Annotated in this window: 17 protein-coding genes; 8 read left to right on the top strand and 9 right to left on the bottom strand. The window is 72.8% G+C overall.

Annotation, left to right across the window (positions count from 1 at the left end; translation table 11 throughout):
- Positions 1-112 precede the first annotated feature (112 nt).
- Positions 113-2719: an MXAN_6230/SCO0854 family RING domain-containing protein gene (locus ACZ5DC_RS21515; protein WP_468654962.1), complete on the bottom strand. Its 2607-nt coding sequence runs from the start codon at positions 2717-2719 to the stop codon at positions 113-115.
- A 257-nt stretch (positions 2720-2976) separates the two neighbouring features.
- On the opposite strand from ACZ5DC_RS21515, the gene ACZ5DC_RS21510 reads away from it, so the two are divergent.
- Both ACZ5DC_RS21510 and ACZ5DC_RS21505 read left to right on the top strand, forming a co-directional pair.
- Complete coding sequence (locus tag ACZ5DC_RS21510; protein ID WP_468654960.1) at positions 2977-3687, top strand: VIT1/CCC1 transporter family protein; 711 nt, start codon at positions 2977-2979, stop codon at positions 3685-3687.
- 161 nt (positions 3688-3848) lie between these two features.
- Positions 3849-4895: a zinc-dependent alcohol dehydrogenase family protein gene (locus tag ACZ5DC_RS21505; protein WP_468654958.1), complete on the top strand. Its 1047-nt coding sequence runs from the start codon at positions 3849-3851 to the stop codon at positions 4893-4895.
- Between the two features lie 9 nt (positions 4896-4904).
- Here ACZ5DC_RS21505 and ACZ5DC_RS21500 read toward each other — a convergent pair whose 3' ends face one another.
- The 3 genes from ACZ5DC_RS21500 to ACZ5DC_RS21490 all read right to left on the bottom strand — a co-directional run bounded on the left by ACZ5DC_RS21500 (position 4905) and on the right by ACZ5DC_RS21490 (position 9519).
- Positions 4905-6305, bottom strand: a complete 1401-nt coding sequence (locus tag ACZ5DC_RS21500; protein ID WP_468654956.1) for a CoA transferase — start codon at positions 6303-6305, stop codon at positions 4905-4907.
- A 70-nt stretch (positions 6306-6375) separates the two neighbouring features.
- Complete coding sequence (locus ACZ5DC_RS21495; protein WP_468654954.1) at positions 6376-7893, bottom strand: S8 family peptidase; 1518 nt, start codon at positions 7891-7893, stop codon at positions 6376-6378.
- A gap of 99 nt (positions 7894-7992) precedes the next feature.
- The gene (locus tag ACZ5DC_RS21490) at positions 7993-9519 is read right to left on the bottom strand and encodes a S8 family peptidase (RefSeq protein WP_468654952.1); all 1527 of its coding nucleotides are present in this window, start codon (positions 9517-9519) and stop codon (positions 7993-7995) included.
- A 287-nt stretch (positions 9520-9806) separates the two neighbouring features.
- Here ACZ5DC_RS21490 and ACZ5DC_RS21485 point away from each other — a divergent pair, with 287 nt between their 5' ends.
- The 3 genes from ACZ5DC_RS21485 to moaA all read left to right on the top strand — a co-directional run bounded on the left by ACZ5DC_RS21485 (position 9807) and on the right by moaA (position 12990).
- Complete coding sequence (locus ACZ5DC_RS21485; protein ID WP_468654950.1) at positions 9807-10163, top strand: DUF485 domain-containing protein; 357 nt, start codon at positions 9807-9809, stop codon at positions 10161-10163.
- Positions 10160-11815, top strand: a complete 1656-nt coding sequence (locus ACZ5DC_RS21480; protein ID WP_468654948.1) for a solute symporter family protein — start codon at positions 10160-10162, stop codon at positions 11813-11815. The genes ACZ5DC_RS21485 and ACZ5DC_RS21480 overlap by 4 nt, the downstream gene beginning before the upstream one ends.
- A gap of 185 nt (positions 11816-12000) precedes the next feature.
- Positions 12001-12990 (top strand): GTP 3',8-cyclase MoaA, encoded by a 990-nt coding sequence (gene moaA / locus ACZ5DC_RS21475; protein WP_366753748.1) that lies wholly within the window; start codon positions 12001-12003, stop codon positions 12988-12990.
- Here the strand turns inward: moaA and ACZ5DC_RS21470 are convergent.
- Together ACZ5DC_RS21470 and ACZ5DC_RS21465 are read right to left on the bottom strand one after the other, a co-directional pair.
- The gene (locus ACZ5DC_RS21470; protein ID WP_014671880.1) at positions 12987-13205 is read right to left on the bottom strand and encodes a hypothetical protein; all 219 of its coding nucleotides are present in this window, start codon (positions 13203-13205) and stop codon (positions 12987-12989) included. The two genes, moaA and ACZ5DC_RS21470, sit on opposite strands and share 4 nt — an antisense overlap.
- A gap of 236 nt (positions 13206-13441) precedes the next feature.
- Positions 13442-13861 carry a DUF3099 domain-containing protein gene (locus ACZ5DC_RS21465; RefSeq protein ID WP_468654945.1) on the bottom strand — a complete coding sequence of 140 codons (420 nt, stop codon included), beginning with the start codon at positions 13859-13861 and terminating at the stop codon, positions 13442-13444.
- Between the two features lie 248 nt (positions 13862-14109).
- On the opposite strand from ACZ5DC_RS21465, the gene ACZ5DC_RS21460 reads away from it, so the two are divergent.
- A complete protein-coding gene (locus ACZ5DC_RS21460; protein ID WP_366753750.1) occupies positions 14110-14391 on the top strand; it encodes a GlsB/YeaQ/YmgE family stress response membrane protein in 282 nt (93 codons plus the stop codon).
- 80 nt (positions 14392-14471) lie between these two features.
- On the opposite strand, the gene tyrS is transcribed toward ACZ5DC_RS21460, so the two are convergent.
- From tyrS to ACZ5DC_RS21445, 3 genes are all read right to left on the bottom strand, one after another.
- Positions 14472-15740 (bottom strand): tyrosine--tRNA ligase, encoded by a 1269-nt coding sequence (tyrS, locus tag ACZ5DC_RS21455; RefSeq protein WP_468654943.1) that lies wholly within the window; start codon positions 15738-15740, stop codon positions 14472-14474.
- Positions 15741-15805: 65 nt separating this feature from the next.
- On the bottom strand, positions 15806-17200 hold the full coding sequence (locus ACZ5DC_RS21450; protein WP_366753752.1) for a metallopeptidase TldD-related protein: 1395 nt from the start codon (positions 17198-17200) through the stop codon (positions 15806-15808).
- Positions 17197-18720 carry a TldD/PmbA family protein gene (locus tag ACZ5DC_RS21445; RefSeq protein ID WP_468654940.1) on the bottom strand — a complete coding sequence of 508 codons (1524 nt, stop codon included), beginning with the start codon at positions 18718-18720 and terminating at the stop codon, positions 17197-17199. The genes ACZ5DC_RS21450 and ACZ5DC_RS21445 overlap by 4 nt, the downstream gene beginning before the upstream one ends.
- A gap of 553 nt (positions 18721-19273) precedes the next feature.
- On the opposite strand from ACZ5DC_RS21445, the gene fabG reads away from it, so the two are divergent.
- Together fabG and fabI are read left to right on the top strand one after the other, a co-directional pair.
- The gene (fabG, locus tag ACZ5DC_RS21440) at positions 19274-19993 is read left to right on the top strand and encodes a 3-oxoacyl-[acyl-carrier-protein] reductase (protein WP_468654938.1); all 720 of its coding nucleotides are present in this window, start codon (positions 19274-19276) and stop codon (positions 19991-19993) included.
- A 5-nt stretch (positions 19994-19998) separates the two neighbouring features.
- The gene (fabI, locus tag ACZ5DC_RS21435; protein ID WP_468654936.1) at positions 19999-20766 is read left to right on the top strand and encodes an enoyl-ACP reductase FabI; all 768 of its coding nucleotides are present in this window, start codon (positions 19999-20001) and stop codon (positions 20764-20766) included.
- Positions 20767-20796: the final 30 nt, after the last annotated feature.

Raw genomic sequence — 20796 nt, 5'->3', positions numbered from 1 at the left:
CGACTGACAGCACGGTCCCTCAGGTCCCGTTCGCACGCCGCGGGCTCGCCCTCCCGCTCGGCCACCGCACACCCGTGCCCGGGCGGCGGCGAGTTCGCCGCCGCCCCGGCGCTCATCCCAGCGCCGTCACCAGGTCCCCCGCGGCCAGCGGCGCGAGCCCGCAGCCGTCGGCCGGGCCGGGCAGCAGCCGGTACACCTCCCCGGTCGCGCCCCGCGGTGCCACCCCGCCGTGCACCAGGGCCAGCAACACGCGCTTCTCCGCCGCCGCTTCACCCGCACGTGCGTCGGCGTCCGCGGCGCTGCCCGCCGGCTCCCGCCGCTCCGGCGCCTCAAGGGCCCGTATCCGCGCGGCGAACGCGGTGTCCGCCTCCCCGTCCCGGCGCCGGTAGTGCCACAGCTCGTCGACGGTGCCCGCGACGGGCGCGCGCCGGACGACCAGCACCTCGTCGCCCCGCGCCGCCGCGTGCCACACCGCGAGGTCCCACAGCGTCGTACGGCCGTGCGCGAAGTACCGGAACAGGTCCCGGGCGATCCGGCCCAGGTCCGCCCGGTGCCGGGTCACGTCGTGGTAGCCCTCGGCCGACGGCAGGTGCAGGTCCGTCCACAGGAACGTGCGCCGGCGCAGGTCGACCAGCATCGGCACGTGGATGCGCGAGTCGCCCTCCAGGTCGTAGCGCTGCCGTACCGCGCGCGGGTGGTACCCGGCGCCGCGCGCCTCCTCCGCCGCCGACGGCAGCGCCATGAAACCGGCGAAGGCGTCGAGCAGTTCCTCGAACGGGATGTCGTTGTAGCTGAAGACGACCGGCACCGCGTACCGCACGCCCCGCCCGCCGAGCGCGCCGAGGTCCAGGTCGACGTACTCGGTGGCGCCGTCCGGAGCCGGAGCCGACGTCAGGTCGCCGGAGTGGACGGCCCACCGGTCGCCGTACACGAGGTTCGTGTAGTCGCACAGGCCCGCGAACTCCCAGTCCTCGTCGTACAGCGCCACCGACAGGTCCAGGTCCACCCGGGTCCTCTCCGGCTGCGTCCAGTGCAGGAACAGCCGCAGCACCTCGCCGGCGGGCAGCGGCTGGGTGCTGCCGCGCGGCACCGACACGAGGGCCTTGGCGGCGGCACGCTCGGCGGACGGCACCGCGAGCCCCGCGAGAGCCGAGTCCAGCACCGCCAGGTCGAACCGGGACCCGGCGGCCAGCCGGCGCAGCGCCTCCGCCTCCAGCAGCGCGCACACGCGCGCGGTCACCGCCTCGGCGAACGGCGGGCGCGTGTCGTCGGCCGTGTACGCGTGCGTGACCTGACCGCGCGGGAAGAACACCCGCCGGTCGCCGGGCAGATGGCGGACGCGCAGCCGGCCGAGCGCGGCCAGCAGCGGGCCGGGACCGGCCCCGGGCAGTGCCCGCCGCAGCACCTCGTCGAACTCCTCGGGCAGTACGTCGAGTTCGCGCAGCCGCAGCAGGTGGTCCAGCCGGCGCAGCAGTTCGCCCGGCCGCTGTCCCAGCAGGGCGAGCGCGGCGCCGGTGTCCCGCCCGGCCAGTGCCTGTTCCGTCCGCGCGCGCCAGGTGGCCGCCCGGATCCGGCCGTCCGCGACCCGGACGGCCTCCGGGTGGGCGGCGGCCGTGCGCAGCAGCGCCTCGCCCAGGGCGCTGCCGGGCACGACGGACGTGCCGCGCAGCACGGCGAAGGCGAGGGCGGCCCCGGGATGCCGGGCGTGGTGCTCGAAGGGGTGCAGGGTCTCGGCGGCCCGCTTCCACGCGGCCGGGTGCCGCAGGAGGTCCTCCACCAGCGAGGGCACGGCGAAGGAGTCGAGCAGGCCGAGCAGCCGGCGGCGCAGCGGGCGGGGCAGCGAGCGCAGCCGGGGCGGCGCCATGAGGTCCGCCGCGCCGCCGGACCACACGCACAGCAGCCGCAGCACGTCGGTCGCGGTCGTCAGGTGCGTGCCGAGCAGGCCGGTGGCCGCCACGCGCGTGTGCCGGTCGCGCAGCAGGGTGCCGAGGACGAGTGCCTTCGTCTCCCGGACCGGGATGTCCGCCGGGAACCAGCCGAGGTCCGCCGGCGCGTGCGCCAGCAGCACCGTCAGGTCGGCGCGGTCCTGCGCGGGCAGGGGAGTGCGCCGGGCCAGCAGCGTGCGCAGCGCGTGCACCGTGTCCGCGCGGACGTCCGTGCCGAGCGCGAGCAGCTTCAGGGGCCCGGTCGGCACCTTTCGGGGACGGCGCGGCTCGCCCGGCACCAGGAACGGGTCGGCGGGGTCGATCCGGCGGCGGCACAGCGGGCAGCCGGTGTAGTCCGCGCCGTCCCAGCACGCGCGGCACACCAGATGGGCGCACGGCGCCACCGGGTGCACGGCGCCCACCGTGCCGCACAGCACGCACGGCTGGGCGGGCCACTGGAGCAGCAGGGCGAAGACCCGGTCGACGTACAGCCCGAACGTGTCGTCCGGCACGGAAGCGGGGAAGGAGCGGAACAGCGGCATGTGGGTGCGGTCCGCGCCCAGTTCGGCGTCGAGGTGCCGGATCAGCCGCCGGCCGGCGTCCGCGAGCCCGGCGGGGCCGAGCCAGGCGAGGGCCGCGCGCAGCTGTGCCGTCGGCGCGAAGCCCCGGTCGAGCAGCTCGCCTTCCAGGGCGGTGAGCCCCTCCGCCGTCGACGGGTCGCCCGGGCGTGGTCCGGCCTGGTCGACGTAGACGGTACGGAGACGGCGGAGCAGCACGGACGCCAGTTCGGACAAGCGGAATCCCCCGGTGCGGAAAAGAAGATGGGTCGGGGGCGGAGAGTGGGCGCGCTGTGGATTCCAAGGGTGGGAAGAGAAGGAAGCACGCCGGCGGAGCCGCCCCCGCGATCAGGAACAGTAGGCGTACGGCAGTTCGGGCGCCAGCGAATTTCCGGGCGGCACCGGCGGGCACCGGTGGCCGGCGCGAGCGGCCGCTGCCCGCGGGCGGGGCGTCGGTGCGGCGGGCGTGACCCCGGGATGCGATCCTCCCTGCTGTGACGGAACCCATCCATGACGAGCCCCACGGCGGCACGCTCGGTGTCCGGCTGAACTGGCTCCGGGCCGCGGTGCTCGGCGCGAACGACGGCATCGTGTCCACCGCCGGACTGGTCGTCGGGGTGGCCGGCGCGACGGGGAGCCGCAGCGCCCTGCTCACCGCCGGGCTGGCCGGTCTGCTCGCCGGCTCGATGTCCATGGCGGCCGGCGAGTACGTCTCCGTCTCCACCCAGCGCGACTCCGAGATGGCGGCGCTGGCCGTGGAGAAACGGGAGCTGCGCGAGCAGCCGGAGGCCGAACTGCGGGAGCTGACCGAGCTGCTGGAGCAGCGCGGCCTGTCCCGCGAGGTGGCCCGCGAGGCCGCCGAGCAGCTCACCGCGCGGGACGCGCTGCGGGCCCACGCGCGCGTGGAGCTGGGCATCGACCCGGACGAGCTGACCAACCCCTGGCACGCGGCCTGGGCGAGCTTCCTGTCGTTCACCGTCGGCGCGCTGCTGCCCCTGCTGGCCATCGTCCTGCCCCCGGCCGGCTGGCGGCTCGGCGTCACCGTCGGCTCCGTCCTGGCCGCCCTGACCCTCACCGGCTGGAGCAGTGCCCGCCTCGGCGCGGCTGCCCCGCGACGCGCGGTCCTGCGGAACGCGGCGGGCGGCGCCCTGGCGATGGCGGTGACGTACGTGGCGGGAAGCCTGCTGGGGGCGGTGGGGGCGTGACCGGGCGGGTCACCCCCGGCCGCGCGGACGGCGGCGGCCCCGGCGTACGGTGAAATGGGCCCGGCACCCCGGGCCCGCCGCCCGCACGACGCTCTGCGACTCCGCACGACGCCGCGCGACGCCGCACGCCCTGTACGACCCCCACGAGAAGGACCCCCGCCATGCGCGCCACCACCATCCACGCCCCGTTCGAGCTGCGCGTGGAGGACGTGCCCGAGCCCGTGGTGCAGCTGCCCACCGACGCCGTGGTGCGGGTGCTGCGGGCCTGCATCTGCGGCAGCGACCTGTGGGCCTACCGGGGCGAGGCGGCCCGGCAGCCGGGGCAGCGCATCGGGCACGAGTTCCTCGGCGTGGTGGAGGAGACCGGCTCCGAGGTGGGCACCCTCCGGCGCGGTGACCTGGTGGTCGCGCCCTTCATGTGGTCCGACGGCGTCTGCGACTACTGCCGCGAGGGCCTGACGACGTCCTGCGAGCACGGCGGCTTCTGGGGTTCCGTCGGATACGACGGCGGCCAGGGCGAGGCCGTCCGCGTGCCGTTCGCGGACGGCACCCTCGTCCGGCTCCCCAAGGACGCGGCCTCCGACGACCACCTGCTGTCGGCCCTGCTGACCCTCTCCGACGTCCTCGGCACCGGTCACCACGCGGCTCTCGGCGCGGGTGCCCGGCCCGGCGCCACGGTCGCCGTCGTCGGTGACGGCGCGGTCGGCCTGTGCGCCGTGCTGGCCGCCAAGAGGCTCGGCGCCGAGCGGATCATCGCGCTCGGCCGGCACGAGGTACGCACCGACATCGCGCGCCGGTTCGGCGCCACCGACGTCGTCGCCGAGCGCGGGGACGCGGCCGTCGAGGCCGTCCGCGAGCTGACCCGCGGGCAGGGCGCCCACGCCGTCGTGGAGGCCGTCGGCACCGAGCAGTCCATGCGGACGGCTGTCAACATCACCCGCGACGGCGGCGCCATCGGTTTCGTCGGCGTGCCCCACGGCAGCGGCACCGGCCTGGACCTCGGCGTGATGTTCGACCGCAACCTCGCCCTGCGCGGCGGTGTCGCGCCGGTCCGCGCTTACATCCCCGACCTGCTGCCGGACGTGCTCGACGGCACGATCGACCCCTCGCCGGTGTTCGACATGACCGTCGGCATCGAGGACGTACCCGCCGGCTACAAAGCCATGGACGAACGCACCGCGCTCAAGGTGCTGGTGACCAACGGCTGAACCGGCCCGTCAGCGCCACTCGGCCGGGTCCGACCCCCACGGCACGGGAGGCCGCGCCCAGCCGGTGGGGCCCCCGGTGAAGGACACGGCCGGGCGGGCGTGCCGGAGCCGGCCCAGGGGACTGTCCGTCTCGGCGAGCCAGGCATCGGGGCCCGCGTACGGCGCCGCCTCGGCCACCGCGGACGGGCCGCCCTCGGCGGCCGTGGACGCGGTGCCCTCGGTGAGCCAGTGGGCGGTCCGGGCCAGGGCCAGCCGGACCAGCCGGCTCCCGCCGTCGTACGACTGCTCGGTCAGCGCCCGCAGCACGGCCGCCGCCAGCAGATAGCCGGTTCCGTGGTCCAGCGCCTGCGCGGGCAGCGCGCCGGGCCGGTCCGGCGAGCCCTCGGTGACCGCGATGCCGGTCGCGACCTGCACCAGGCTGTCGAAGCCCCGCCGGCCGCCCCATGGCCCGTACGCGCCCCAGGCCGACACCTGGGCGACGACCAGGCCGGGGTGCCGTTCGGCCAGCGCGCGCGGTGCGAGCCCGAACCGGTCGAGCGCGCCCGGCCGGTACCCGGTCACCACGACGTCGGCGGTGCGCAGCAGTTCCTCGAAGGTGTCCCGGCCGGCGGTCAGGCCGAGCGTGGCGGACCGCTTGCCGAAGCCCGTGTCGGCGTGCTGGTCCGGCAGTTCCGGCAGCCAGGGGGCGTCCACGCGCAGCACGTCCGCGCCGAGCAGGGCCAGGGTGCGGGTGGCGACCGGGCCCGCCAGCACCCGGGTCAGGTCCAGGACGCGCAGCCCGGCGGCGGGCAGCAGGACGGCGGCGGCCGGGTCCAGCGGCGGCAGCACGCGCGCGGGTGCCGAGTCCAGCCGGGCGCGCTCGACCAGGGGCCGTGCGGCCACCTCGGCGGCCTGCGGGTGCGCCCGCCACTCCCGCGGCGTGCGCAGGGCGACGGCGAGGCCACCGGCGCCGACGACGGCCTCCTCGGTCTCCCGGGCGGACCGCTCGGCGAGCCGTCCGGCGACCTCCTCGGCCGAGGCGTTTTCAGGCAGGCCCAGCGCGCCGAGCAGCCGGGACCGGTGGTGGGGGTAGTTGGCGTGGGTGCGCACCCAGCCGTCGGCCGTGCGCCAGAACCGCGACAGCGGCGCGAAGACCGTCGGCGCACGGCCGTCCACCTGGAGGACCCGTTCGCTGTGGAAGGCGGTGGCGACCGCGCCGTCGTCGACCCGGACGCCGGGCACCTCGGCGCGCCCGGCCCGGTGGGCCGCCAGTTCCGCCGCGGCCAGCGCGCACACGCCGACGCACGCCCGGGCGAGCTGTCGTACGGGAAGGCGCGCCGGGAGCGCGCCTTCCCGCGCGACGGTGGTGAGCCGTGCGAGACGGGCGGAATCGCCGCCCAGGGCGGACCACGCGTACGTGATAGTCGTCATGACTGCACTATGCAGTATTGACTCAATCAACGTCCGAAGGTGCCCACGTGCGGTCCTTGCAGAGAGAGGGCTACCGGGTCACCGCGGCCAGCGCGTCCGCCGTGCCCCGGCCGTAGAAGCCGTTGTAGTTCTTCGACCCCTCGCACACGGCGTCCACCTTGCCGTCACCGTTGATGTCGTACGGGTCCGCGCACGGGGTGGCGTCGGCCTCGGCGTACAGCAGCGCCTTGACCAGGGCAGCGGAGGCGTGCGGATGGGTTGACTTGATCAATGCGGCAACACCGGCGACATGCGGGGTCGCCATGGACGTACCGGCCATGTAGCCCCACTTGCCGCCCGGCAGCGGACCCAGGATGAGGCCGCTGGTCGCCGGCGGCTCCGGCTTCTGGTACGCGGTCGAGTCGCCGCCGGGCGCGGCGATGTCGATGACGCCGAGGCCGTAGTTGGAGAAGGACGACTTGAGGCCCTTGGCGCCCGTGGCCGCCACCGTCACGACACCCGGCAGCTGGGTCGGTATGTCGTAGCACTCGTGCGGGTCGATCACCCGGTCCGAGGGCGTGCCGTCGTTCGGGGAGACCGGGTCGGTGAGGGAGTCGGACGCGAGGTCGTAGCTCTCGTTGCCCGCCGCCGCGACGTTGACCGTGCCCTTGCGCTCCGCGTACCGCGAGGCCCGGGTGACGGCGTCCACGAGCGCCTTCTGGTCCGGGTCGGTGGTGCAGTTGAAGTACCACGGGTCGGTGTAGTAGCTGTTGTTGGTCACGTCGACGTGGTGCTCGGCCGCCCACACGAATCCGCAGACCACGGCCTCCGTGTAGAAGTAGCCGTCCGGGTTGGCGACCTTGATGCCGGCGACCTTGACGCCCGGTGCCACACCGGTGACGCCCACGCCGTTCTTCGCCGCGGCGATCTCGCCCGCCACGTGCGTGCCGTGCGGGCTCTCCGACGCGCTCGGCCGCCAGGCGCCGTCCGTCGTGTCCGGCTTGCCCGACACGCAGTTGGCGGACGCGGCGCGGTCGAAGTTGGGCGCGATGTCCGGGTGGGTGTCGTCGACGCCCGTGTCGATGACGGCGACCGTGACGTCCCGGCTGCCCAGCGTCTTCTCGTGCGCCTTGTCGGCCTTGATGGCGGGCAGGTCCCACTGGAGCGGTTCCAGCGGGTCCTGGCCGTCGGCCGCCGTCACCCGGGCGGCCTCCTCGGCGCTCAGCGTCCTCGGCGTGCCCATGTCGGTGGTGGACTGCGCGGGCAGCGGCGCGTTGCGCGTGGCCCCGGCCGAGTCGACTCCGCGTACGGAGCGGATCCGCTGGGCGAAGCCGGGGTCCGCCGCGTGGGCGACGATCACGCCGATCCGGTCGTACGCGACCACCACCGAGCCCCCGGCCTCGGCGATCGCCTTCTGGACACGCGCCGAGACGGCGTGTCCGGGGCGGACGTTGACGACGTAGCTGAGCGTGGGCGCGTCGGCGGAGGCCGCCGGGGTGCCGGTGGCGGCGGACGCGTTGACGCCGGGCAGGAACGCGAGGGCCGTGGCCAGGGCCATCCCGGCGGGGAGGGCGAGGGCGCGGCGGTAGCGCGGCTTGGGCGCTGTCATGGCTGTTCTCTCCAGTTCGTTCGCGGTACGAGCGCGTCGTGCGGGAAGTGGGGTGAAGCGCCGTCGGACGGCGACGGCGGTGTGCGGGCCGCCGGCCGGCTACTCGACCGCGCGCAGCGCGTTGACGACACCGAAGCCGTAGAAGCCGTTGACCCGCTTACCGCCGGTGCAGGTCGCGTCCACGACCCCGTCGCCGTCACCGTCGTACGGTCCGGCCGGGCAGCCCGGGTTGTCCGCCTGGGCCTTCAGCAGCGCCCGCAGCTGGGCGGGAGTGGCGTGCGGGTGGGCCGACTTGAGCAGCGCGGCCACCGCGGCCACGTGCGGGGAGGCCATCGAGGTCCCCTGGAGGAAGCCGTACTGGTTGCCCGGCAGGGTGGACAGGATGCGGCCGTTCTTCGACGGCGTGTCCGGGATCTGGTACTTGTCGCCGCCCGGCCCCGCGACGTCGACCACGCCCCGGCCGTAGCTGGAGTAGTACGACTTGGCGCCCTTCACGCCCACGGCGCTCACGGTGACCACACCGGGCAGCTGGGTCGGCACGTCGAAGCACTCGTGCGGGTCGATCGTGCGGGTCCGGGCCGTGGAGTCGTCGGGGCTGGAGTCGTCCACGACGGCGTCGGAGTCCAGGTCGTCGTTGGAGTTGCCCGCCGAGGCGACATTGAGCGTGCCCTTGCGCTGGGCGTACAGCTGGGCCCTGTTGACCGCGTCGACGATGGCACGTTGATCGGGGTCGTCCATGCAGTTGTACAGCCACGGATCAACGTAGTAGCTGTTGTTGGTGATCTCGATGCCGTGGTCCGCGGCGAACACGAACGCGCAGACCACGCTCTCCGGGTAGAACAGCGACGTCTCGTCCGGCTGCGCCACCGTGATGCTCGCGACCTTCACGCCCGGCGCCACACCGGCCACGCCGACGCCGTTGCGGGCGGCGGCTATCTCACCGGCCACATGGGTGCCGTGGTAGTGACCGGCGTCCGCCGGCCGCCACGCGCCGTACGTCGTGTCCGCCTTGCCGCTCACACAGCTCGCCGACTGGGACGCGGAGAAGTTCGGGGCTATGTCCGGGTGGGTGTCGTCCACGCCCGTGTCGATGACCCCGACCGTGACGTTCCGGCTGCCCGGATCAACCTTCGCTGCACGGTCGGCGCCGATCGCCCGCAGGTCCCACTGGTCCGCCTCCAGCGGCTCCTCGCCCGCCGTCGCGCTCGCCGCGAGCCGCGCCTGCTCCGCCCGGGACAGGACCTGCACCGCGCCCTCGTCCGTCGTCCCGGCCGCGCTCAGCGGCGCGGTCCGGGTGGCGCCCGCGGAGTCGACCCCGCGCACCGCCCGCATCCGCGCGGCGAAGTCCGGGTTCGCGGAGTGGACGACGATGACGCCGATCCGGTCGTAACCGGCCACCACCGTGCCGCCGTTGCGCGCGATCTCCCGCCGCACGGACGCGATCGTGCGGTCGTCCGTACGGGTGTTGACCACGTAGGCGAGGTTCGGGCCGTCCGCCGCCCGCGCCACCGTGCCCGCGGCGGGCGCCGCCGAGGCCGCCGACGGCAGGAAGCCGAGCGAGGCGGTCAGCGACAGCACGACGGGCACGGCGAGCGCGAGCCGGCGTCTGGAGCGCAGATGAGCCATGGGATCTCCACATCATCCGGATACGAAACCGCCCGGACACGGTCGTGTTCGGGCAGGTACATGACGGGTGGTGCAGGCCGAAGCTATCTTCCGTGCCCGGTCTCCGAAAGAGCGCGGCGGACTTGAACCGGCCCGGGCGGGGCGCCGTGACCGTGGACGGGGGGCCCGTCGAAGCAGGCACCCCCCCCGCGCCGGTTTCACGCACCGGAGTCGAACGACGACTCGCGGTAACGTGATCCCGGTTCCGTGAAGCCCGACAGCGCACGTCCGTCACGCGAGGAGAGCCCGTGGCCACCGAGACACCGCCACCCGCGAAACACCCAGCTTCCCTTCCCTCCACCGAGGAGTTCACCGAGGTGCAGCAGAGCGCGGAGTTCGGTGAACTGCGCCGCGCCCACCGCTCCTTCGCCTTCCCGCTGACCATCGCCTTCATCGCCTGGTACCTGCTGTACGTCCTGCTGTCCAACTACGCGGGCGGCTTCATGGGCACCAAGGTCGCCGGCAACGTCAACGTGGCCCTCCTCCTGGGCCTCGCCCAGTTCCTCACCACGTTCCTCATCGCCTGGTGGTACGCGCGGCGCGCCGCGGCCAGACTCGACCCGAAGGCCGAGGCCATCAAGTCCCGGATGGAGGGCGGCGCATGAGCCCCGCGCAGCACACCCTGACGGCCACCGGCCGGGCCTCGCACACCCTGCTCGCCGCCGGCGAGGCGAGCGAGCACCGGACGCTGATCATCACCCTGTTCGCGGTGTTCGTCGCCGCGACCCTCGTCATCACCGTCTGGGCCGGCCGGCAGACCAAGGACGCCGCCGACTTCTACGCGGGCGGACGGCAGTTCACCGGCTTCCAGAACGGCCTGGCCGTCTCCGGGGACTACATGTCCGCCGCGTCCTTCCTCGGCATCGCCGGCGCCATCGCCCTGTTCGGCTACGACGGCTTCCTGTACTCCATCGGCTTCCTCGTCGCCTGGCTCGTCGCCCTGCTCCTGGTCGCCGAGCCGCTGCGCAACTCCGGCCGCTACACCATGGGCGACGTGCTGGCCTACCGGATGCGCCAGCGCCCCGTGCGCACGGCCGCCGGCGCCTCCACGATCGTGGTGTCGATCTTCTACCTGCTCGCCCAGATGGCCGGCGCCGGCGTCCTCGTCTCGCTCCTGCTCGGCATCACCAGCGACGGCGGCAAGATCGGCATCGTCGCCCTGGTCGGCGTGCTGATGATCGTGTACGTGACCATCGGCGGCATGAAGGGCACCACCTGGGTGCAGATGGTCAAGGCGGTCCTGCTGATCATCGGCGCCCTGCTGCTGACCTTCCTGGTCCTGCTGAAGTTCCACTTCAACATCTCCGACCTGCTCGGCAAGGCCGCCGACAACAGCGGCAAGGGCAGCGCCTTCCTGGAGCCCGGCCTGAAGTACGGCGCCACCGGCACCACCAAGCTGGACTTCCTCTCGCTCGGCATCGCCCTGGTCCTGGGCACCGCCGGCCTCCCGCACATCCTGATCCGCTTCTACACCGTCCCCACCGCCAAGGCCGCCCGCAAGTCCGTCATCTGGGCGATCGGCCTGATCGGCGCCTTCTACCTGATGACCCTCGCCCTCGGCTTCGGCGCCGCCGCGCTGATCAAACCGGACGAGATCATCGCCTCCAACAAGGCGGGCAACACCGCGGCGCCGCTCCTGGCCCTGCACCTGGGCGGCGTCGACTCCAACTGGGGAGCCGTCCTGCTCGCCACCATCTCCGCCGTCGCCTTCGCCACGATCCTCGCGGTCGTCGCCGGCCTGACCCTGGCCTCCTCGTCCTCGTTCGCGCACGACATCTACGCGAACGTCATCAAGCGGGGCCAGGCCACCGAGAAGCAGGAGATCGGCGCGGCCCGCTGGGCGACCGTCGGCATCGGCGCGGTGTCCATCGTGCTCGGCGCCCTGGCCCGCGACCTGAACGTGGCCGGCCTGGTCGCCCTCGCCTTCGCGGTCGCCGCCTCCGCCAACCTGCCGACCATCCTCTACAGCCTGTTCTGGAAGCGGTTCACCACCGCGGGCGCCCTGTGGTCCATCTACGGCGGCCTGGTCACCGCGGTCGGCCTGGTGCTGTTCTCCCCGGTGGTCTCCGGCAAGCCGACCTCGATGTTCCCCGACGTCGACTTCCACTGGTTCCCGCTGGAGAACCCCGGGATCATCTCCATCCCGGTCGGCTTCCTGCTCGGCGTCGTGGGCACCCTGCTGTCGAAGGAGACCCCGGACCAGGGCAAGTACGCGGAACTGGAGGTGCGGTCCCTGACCGGCACCGGAGCGCACTGACGCGGGCCACGGAGGGTACGCACCGGCGACCGCGTCGTCACGGACTGTACGGTCCTACGACGCGGTCGCGCCGTACCTCGTGGGAACGTGCCGCTGTCGATGTCAGCGGCGTCACGTAGGCTCGCAGGTGACGGGCGACGCACGCGCGACCGAGAATGAGTGACCGGGAGAGGCAGGGGGCCCACGTGCTCATCGACACCTACGGCCGGGTGGCCACCGATCTGAGGGTCTCGCTGACCGACCGGTGCAACCTGCGCTGCACCTACTGCATGCCCGAGGAGGGCCTGCAGTGGCTGGCCAAGCCCGACCTGCTCACGGACGACGAGATCGTCCGCCTCATCGACATCGCGGTCCGCACGCTCGGCATCGAGGAGGTCCGCTTCACCGGCGGTGAACCGCTGCTGCGCCCGGGACTGGTCGGCATCGTCGAGCGCGTCGCCGCGCTGGAGCCGCGTCCCCAGATGTCCCTCACCACCAACGGCATCGGCCTGCGGCGCACCGCGGCCGCGCTGAAGGCGGCGGGCCTGGACCGGGTCAACGTCTCCCTGGACACCCTGCGCCCGGACGTCTTCAAGACGCTCACCCGCCGCGACCGCCACAAGGACGTGCTGGAGGGCCTGGAGGCCGCCCGCGAAGCCGGGCTGAACCCCGTCAAGGTCAACTCGGTCCTGATGCCGGGGCTGAACGACGACGAGGCCCCGGACCTGCTCGCCTGGGCGGTGGCGCACGACTACGAACTGCGCTTCATCGAGCAGATGCCCCTGGACGCCCAGCACGGCTGGAAGCGCGAGGGCATGGTCACCGCCGGGGACATCCTGGCCTCCCTGCGCACCCGCTTCGACCTCAGCCCCGAGGGCGCCGACGAACGCGGCTCGGCACCGGCCGAGCGCTGGCTGGTCGACGGCGGCCCGCACCGCGTCGGCGTGATCGCCTCCGTCACCCGGCCGTTCTGCGCGGCCTGCGACCGCACCCGCCTGACCGCCGACGGCCAGATACGCACCTGCCTGTTCGCCACCGAGGAGACCGACCTGCGCGCCGCCCTGCGCTCGGGCGCCCCGGACGAGGAGATCGCCCGCATCTGGAAGCTCGCCATGTGGGGCAAGAAGGCGGGAGCCGGCCTGGACGACCCGTCGTTCGTCCAGCCGGACCGCCCGATGTCCGCGATCGGCGGCTAGGCTCCCTCGGCCGCCCGCCACTCGTCGAACGCCACGACGTCCTTCAGGAAACCGCGCACCCCGAGGAACTGCGACAGGTGCTCGCGGTGTTCCTCGCAGGCCAGCCATGTCTTGCGGCGTTCCGGCGTGTGCACCTTCGGGTTGTTCCACGCCAGCACCCACACGGCGGCGGCACGGCAGCCCTTGGCGGAGCAGATCGGGGTCTCGTCACTCACGGGTTCGTCTCGGGTTCGTCTCATGGGCACAGACAAGTGGGCACCAGACAAGGCGACGCCGGGCAGCCACGGGGGGAGCTGCCCGGCGTCGGTCCATCGCTCCGACGGGGGATGCGGAGCGCGTACGCAGTATGTCACGGGTACCCCGCCGCCCGGCACCGGAACAACAGGATTGATCTGAGGTTTTCTTGAGCTTGGCGCACGGTCGCATTCCGCTTCCCGTGCGTCCGGCGGGCTCAGACAGGATCGGCGGGCTCACCGCGCGCTCCGGGCCCAGAGTGCGTCGGCACGTCCTCCGTCGCGGCTTCCCGCACGGACTGCCCCCCGGGTTCCGCCCGCCCGTCCTCGGTCCCCGACGGCGCGATCATCGGACGCATCGGCGCGGTGACGAATGTGGACGGCAGGGACGGCGGCCTCTCCCGTCCCGCGTTGGCGATCACCACCGCGATGTAGGGCAGGACCGCGCCGAGCACGAGCGCGACGATCGCGACGTACCGCTCGACGTTCCACAGCGAGACCGCCAGAATCACCGACACGGTACGGATCGCCATCGAGATCACGTACCGCCGCTGCCGGCCCCGGACATCCTCGGCGAGTCCGGTCCGGGCGCCGGTGATCCGGAACACCTGGACGCTGCCGCCGTGCTGTTTCCGCATCACATTCCACCATCCGCCCGCATCGGACTCTCCCCGGCCCGCACCCTCGTCCACCTCCGGCGGGGAACCGGTCGGGACATCACACCCACGGTACGCCGCGCCCGCGCCGGCTTCGAGACCGGGTCACCCCCCGGCCTGCGACGACGCCCGGGAACCCCGTCGCGTACGGGGGAACCCGACATGCGCCGTACGGCGGACCGAACCACACTGGCCGTAATGCTCACGTCGAGCCGTACGAGGAGGCAGCCATGGGCTGGTTGTGGGCGATCATCGTGGGATTCGTCCTGGGTCTCATCGCCAAGGCGATCATCCCGGGCAAGCAGCACAGCCCCCTGTGGCTGACCACCATCTGCGGCATGCTCGGCGCCATCGTGGGCAACGCGGTCGCCCGCGCCGTCGGCGTGGCGGCGACCCGCGGCATCGACTGGACCCGCCACATCTTCCAGCTCGTGGCCGCGATCATCATCGTCGCCGCGGTGGACGCCCTCTACATGGCGACGCTGGGCAAGCGGAAACAGCAGCGGGCCTGACCCGAAAAGGGGCGCGGGGCCCCGCACGCCCCGGCCATCCCGTGGCCGCGGTGGTGCGGGCTGCCCCGCGCCCCTGACGCTCAGGCGCCCGTGACCTCCACGGCCGCCAGGTTCCTCTTCCCGCGCCGCAGCACCAGCCACCGCCCGTGGATCAGGTCCCCGGCGGACGGCACCGCGTCCTCGGCCGTGACCTTCACGTTGTTCACGTAGGCCCCGCCCTCCTTCACGGTCCGCCGCGCCGCGGACTTGCTCGCGACCAGCCCGACCTCGGCGAACAGATCGGTCACCGGGGCCGGCTCGCCGACCCGGATGTGCGGCAGCTCGGACAGCGCCGCCGCCAGCGTCCGCTCGTCCAGCTCCGCCAGCTCGCCCTGCCCGAACAGGGCGCGGGACGCGGCGATCACCGCCGCCGTCTGGCCGGCGCCGTGCACCAGCGTCGTCAGCTCCTCGGCGAGCGCCCGCTGCGCCGCCCGCGCCTGCGGCCGCTCCGCGGTCTGCCGCTCCAGCTCCTCGATCTCCTCACGCGACCTGAAGCTGAAGATGCGCAGGAACTTGGAGACGTCCCGGTCGTCGGCGTTGACCCAGAACTGGTAGAACGCGTACGGCGTGGTCATCTCGGGGTCGAGCCACACCGTGCCGGACTCGGTCTTGCCGAACTTGGTGCCGTCGGCCTTGGTGATCAGCGGCGTGCCCAGCGCGTGCACCACGGCCTCCGGCTCGACCCGGTGGATCAGGTCGGTGCCCGAGGTGAGGTTGCCCCACTGGTCGCTGCCGCCGGTCTGGAGCGTGCAGCCGTGCCGCCGGTACAGCTCCAGGAAGTCCATGCCCTGGAGGATCTGGTAGCTGAACTCGGTGTAGCTGATGCCCGCGTCGGAGTTGAGCCGGCGGGAGACGGCCTCCTTGGCGATCATCTTGTTGACCCGGAAGTACTTGCCGATGTCCCGCAGGAACTCGATGGCCGACAGGCCCTGGGTCCAGTCCAGGTTGTTGACCATCACCGCGGCGTTCGGCCCGTCGAAGTGGAGCAGCGGCTCGATCTGCGCGCGCAGCCGCTCCACCCAGCCGGCCACGACCTCCGGCGCGTTCAGCGTGCGCTCGGCCGTGGGCTTCGGGTCGCCGATGAGACCCGTGGCACCGCCGACCAGCGCCAGCGGACGGTTGCCCGCCTCCTGGATGCGGCGCATCGTCAGGATCTGCACCAGGTTGCCGAGGTGCAGGCTGGGCGCGGTCGGGTCGAAGCCGCAATAGAACGTGACGGGGCCGTCCGCGAACGCCTTGCGCAATGCGTCCTCGTCCGTGGAGAGGGCGATCAGCCCCCGCCACTTCAGCTCGTCGACGATGTCCGTCACGGTTCTCGTGTCTCCTTGATGATCTTCTGGCAGCCGGGCGCACCCGACCACGAACGCCTACGAGGTTATACGCCCTGGCTGACAGAGCTCATGTTGAAATCGGGGATGCGCAGCGCGGGCATCGCGGCCCGGGTGAACCAGTCGCTCCACTCGCGCGGCAGCGTCTTCTCCGTCCGCCCCGCCTCCGTGGCCCGGCCCAGCAGGCTCACCGGGGACTCGTTGAACCGGAAGTTGTTCACCTGCCCGGTCACCTCGCCGTTCTCCACGAGGTAGACGCCGTCCCGGGTCAGGCCCGTCAGCAGCAGCGTCGCCGGGTCGACCTCGCGGATGTACCACAGACAGGTCAGCAGCAGCCCGCGCTCGGTGTCCGCGACCATCTGGGCCAGGGAACGGTCGTCACCGCCGTCCAGGATCAGGTTGCCGAGCACCGGGGCGACCGGCAGCCCGGTCAGGCCCGCGCTGTGCCGGGTGGTGGTCAGGTGCTTCAGCACGCCCCCGGAGATCCAGTCGGTGGCACGGGCCGGGAGCCCGTTGTCGAACACCGACTGGTCGCCGCCGGAGGAGTGCGCGACCACGAAGGGCGGGCACTGAAGGCCCGGCTCGTCCGGGTCGCTGCGCAGGGTCAGCGGCAGCCCGCTCAGCTTCTCACCGACCCGCGTGCCCCCACCGGGCCTGGAGAACACCGTCCGGCCCTCGGCCGCGTCCCGGCCCGACGCGGACCACAGCTGGTAGATCAGCAGGTCCGCCACGGCGGTCGGCGGCAACAGCGTCTCGTAGCGGCCGGCGGGCAGCTCCACGCGCCGCTCCGCCCAGCCGAGCCGTACGGCCAGCTCGGCGTCCATGGCGCCGGGGTCGACGTCCGTGAAGTCCCGCGTGGACCGGCCCGCCCACGCCGAGCGGGCACGGTCCGGGGACTTGGCGTTCAGCTCCAGCGTGCCGGTGGGCTGGTCGTGCCTGAGGCGCAGCCCGGTGGACGTCCCCAGATACGTCGAGACCAGCTCGTGGTTGGCGAAGCCGTACAGCTCCCGGCCGCCGGCACGCGCGCGTGCGAAGGCCTCGCCGAGCGCCGGGGCGAAGTCGGCGAACACGGCGGAGGAGGTCTCGGCGGGCGCGTCCGTGAAGTCCGGGGACTGCGGCACCCCGCCGACCAGCGGCTGCGCGTCCTCGGCGGGCCCGGCACCGCGCGCGGCGGCCTCCGCGGCCCGCACCAGCGGCTCCAGCTCCTCGGCGGTGACCGCGGACCGCGACACCACACCGGAGGCGGTGCCCTGCGCGCCGTCCACGGTCGCGATCACGGTGAGCGTACGGCCCCGGGTCACGCCGTTGGTGGTGAGCGCGTTGCCCGCCCAGCGCAGGTTGGCGGTGGAGTGCTCGTCGGCGATGACGACACAGCCGTCGGCCCGGGACAGCGCCAGCGCCTGCTCGACGACCTCGTGCGGCTTGTGGGTACGGGCGCTCATCGACCGGCCTCCTGCGTGGTGTTCAGAATGTTGACGCCCCTGAAGAGGGCGGACGGGCACCCGTGGGACACGGCCGCCACCTGGCCCGGCTGGGCCTTGCCGCAGTTGAAGGCACCACCGAGGACGTATGTCTGCGGCCCGCCCACGGCGGCCATAGAGCCCCAGAACTCCGTGGTCGTGGCCTGGTAGGCGACGTCCTTCAGCTGCCCGGTGATCCGCCCGTTCTCGATCTTGAAGAAGCGCTGGCCGGTGAACTGGAAGTTGTAGCGCTGCATGTCGATGGACCAGGACCGGTCGCCGACGACGTAGACGCCCCGGTCGACACCGCCGATCAGGTCCTCGGTGGACAGCCCGGCCGGGTCCGGCCGCAGGGACACGTTGGCCATGCGCTGCACCGGCACGTGCGCCGGCGAGTCGGCGAACGCGCACCCGTTGGACCGCTCGAACCCGGTCAGCCGCGCGATCCGCCGGTCCAGCTGGTAGCCGACCAGCGTGCCGTCCTTCACCAGGTCCCAGGACTGCGCCGCCACGCCCTCGTCGTCGTAGCCGATGGTCGCGAGGCCGTGCTCGGCGGTGCGGTCGCCGGTGACGTTCATCAGCTCGGAGCCGTACTTCAGCTTGCCCAGCTGGTCGAAGGTGGCGAAGGAGGTGCCGGCGTAGGCGGCCTCGTAGCCGAGGGCGCGGTCCAGCTCGGTGGCGTGGCCGATGGACTCGTGGATGGTCAGCCACAGGTTGGACGGGTCGACCACCAGGTCGTACGGGCCCGGCTCCACGCTCGGCGCCCGCATCTTCTCGGCGAGCAGCTCCGGGATCCGCTCCAGCTCGCCGTCCCAGTCCCAGCCGGTGCCGGTCAGGTACTCCCAGCCGCGCCCCACCGGCGGCGCGAGGGTGCGCATGGAGTCGAACTCCCCGCTCGACTCGTCCACCGACACGGCCGTCAGCTGCGGGTTCAGCCGCACCCGCTGCTGGGTGGTGACGGTCCCGGCGGTGTCGGCGTAGAACTTGTTCTCGTGCACGGTGAGCAGCGAGGCGTCCACGTGGTCGACGCCCGGCGCGGCCAGCAGCCGGCTGCTCCACTCCGCGAGCAGCGCCGCCTTCTCCTCGTCCGGCACCGAGAAGGGGTCGATCTCGTACGCCGAGACCCACGTCCTGTCGGCGTGCACCGGTTCGTCGGCCAGCTCGACCTTCTCCTCGGAACCGGCGGCCCTGAGCACCTGCGCGGACAGCTTGGCCATGGCGACCGCCTGCGAGGCGACCCGGGCGGCGGCGTCCATGGTCAGGTCCACCCCGGAGGCGAAGCCCCACGTACCGCCGTGCACCACCCGGACCGCGTACCCGAGGTCGGTGGTGTCCGACGATCCGGCGGGCCTGGCGTCCCGCAGCCGCCAGGACGCGCTGCGCACCCGCTCGAACCGGAAGTCCGCGTGCTCGGCCCCCAGCGCACGCGCACGCGCGAGCACGGCGTCGGCGAGGGCCCTCAGGGGCAGCGCCAGGAATGACTGATCGATGTCATGGGGCACGGGTGGGCATCCCTTCGGGCTGTCGCCTGTGAAGACCTTTCCAGGCAGTGAATCATGCCCCCGTCGCGGTGAACCCGAGGTGCATACCGCATGGTCCGATCGTTGTCCGCGGAGCGTTCCGGTATCTGTCCGCGTATCTGTCCGCGCCGTGAGCGCCGGCAGCGGACCTTCCTGTGCGCGGAGGCGTCCGAACGGGAGCGGGCCTGTCTCAGCGGCCACATCCCGCTCCCGGCGGACGAGCGGCCGCTGTTGGCTACTGTGGTCAGGGCACCCACAGCGCCGGCCACCGCAAGGTGCTGCCGGACGACCCTCCCGACGACCTCTGTGAGAAGCTGACCTCCGCCGATCCGCCAGGGGGACGCGACGCCCGGTCCGCGGGCCGGTGAGGCACCGGCGGGACGGCGGACTGTAGGAACCCCACAGGGTCTCCCTTGAGCCACTGTCGGTGCCCGCTTGCCCGTGCGCGTTCCGGTACCGATAGGTTTTCGATGAAGCCGCCTGTCATCCAGGTGTCCGGGCGGATGTGTGCAACCGCTATCGAAAGGGTGATCCGTTGAGCCGCTCGGTTCTCGTCACCGGAGGCAACCGGGGCATCGGCCTCGCCATCGCCCGCGCGTTCGCCGACGCCGGCGACAAGGTCGCGATCACGTACCGCTCGGGTGAGCCGCCGGCCGCCCTGACGGAATTGGGCTGCCTGGCCGTCAAGTGCGACATCACCGACCCCGAGCAGGTGGAGCAGGCCTACAAGGAGATCGAGGAACAGCACGGTCCGGTCGAGGTCCTGATCGCCAACGCCGGCATCACCAAGGACCAGCTCCTGATGCGCATGTCCGAGGAGGACTTCACCTCGGTCATCGACACCAACCTCACCGGCACCTTCCGTGTTGTCAAGCGCGCCAACCGCGCCATGCTGCGCGCCAAGAAGGGCCGCGTCGTCCTTATCTCGTCCGTGGTCGGCCTGCTCGGCTCGGCGGGCCAGGCGAACTACGCCGCGTCCAAGGCGGCCCTGGTCGGCTTCGCGCGTTCCCTCGCCCGGGAGCTGGGCTCGCGCAACATCACCTTCAACGTCGTCGCGCCCGGCTTCGTCGACACCGACATGACCAAGGTGCTCACCGACGAGCAGCGCCAGAACATCGTCTCGCAGGTGCCGCTCGGCCGTTACGCGCAGCCCGAGGAGATCGCCGCGGCCGTGCGGTTCCTCGCCTCGGACGACGCCTCGTACATCACTGGAGCCGTCATCCCGGTTGACGGCGGACTGGGAATGGGTCACTGATCACCATGAGCGGAATCCTCGAAGGCAAGCGCATCCTGATCACGGGTGTGCTGACGGAGGCCTCCATCGCCTTCCACGCTGCCAAGCTGGCCCAGGAGCAGGGCGCCGAGATCATCCTGACCGCGTTCCCGCGGCCCACCCTGACCGAGCGCATCGCCAGGAAGCTGCCGAAGCCCACCAAGGTCATCGAGCTGGACGTCACCAACGACGAGCACCTCGCCCGCCTGGCCGACGTGGTCGGCGAGGAGCTGGGCGGCCTCGACGGCGTCGTCCACTCCATCGGTTTCGCCCCGCAGGACGCGCTCGGCGGCAACTTCCTGAACACGCCGTTCGAGTCGGTCGCCACCGCCATGCACGTCTCGGCGTACTCCCTGAAGGCGCTCACGATGGCCTGCCTGCCGCTGATGCAGAACGGCGGCTCGGTCGTCGGCCTGACCTTCGACGCGCAGTTCGCCTGGCCGCAGTACGACTGGATGGGCCCGGCCAAGGCCGCCCTGGAGGCGACCAGCCGCTACATCGCCCGCGACCTGGGCAAGCAGAACATCCGCTGCAACCTCATCTCGGCGGGCCCGCTCGGCTCCATGGCCGCCAAGTCCATCCCGGGCTTCGGCGAGCTGGCCTCCGTGTGGGACAGCCGCTCCCCGCTGGAGTGGGACCTGAAGGACCCGGAGCCGGCCGGCCGCGGCGTCGTCGCCCTGCTGAGCGACTGGTTCCCGAAGACCACCGGCGAGATCATCCACGTCGACGGCGGTCTGCACGCCATCGGCGCCTGATCGCCGCGGGACCACACCGACGCCCCGTTC

Source organism: Streptomyces sp. NPDC031445, assembly GCF_055581365.1.
This window is presented reverse-complemented; position numbering and strand designations above follow the sequence as displayed.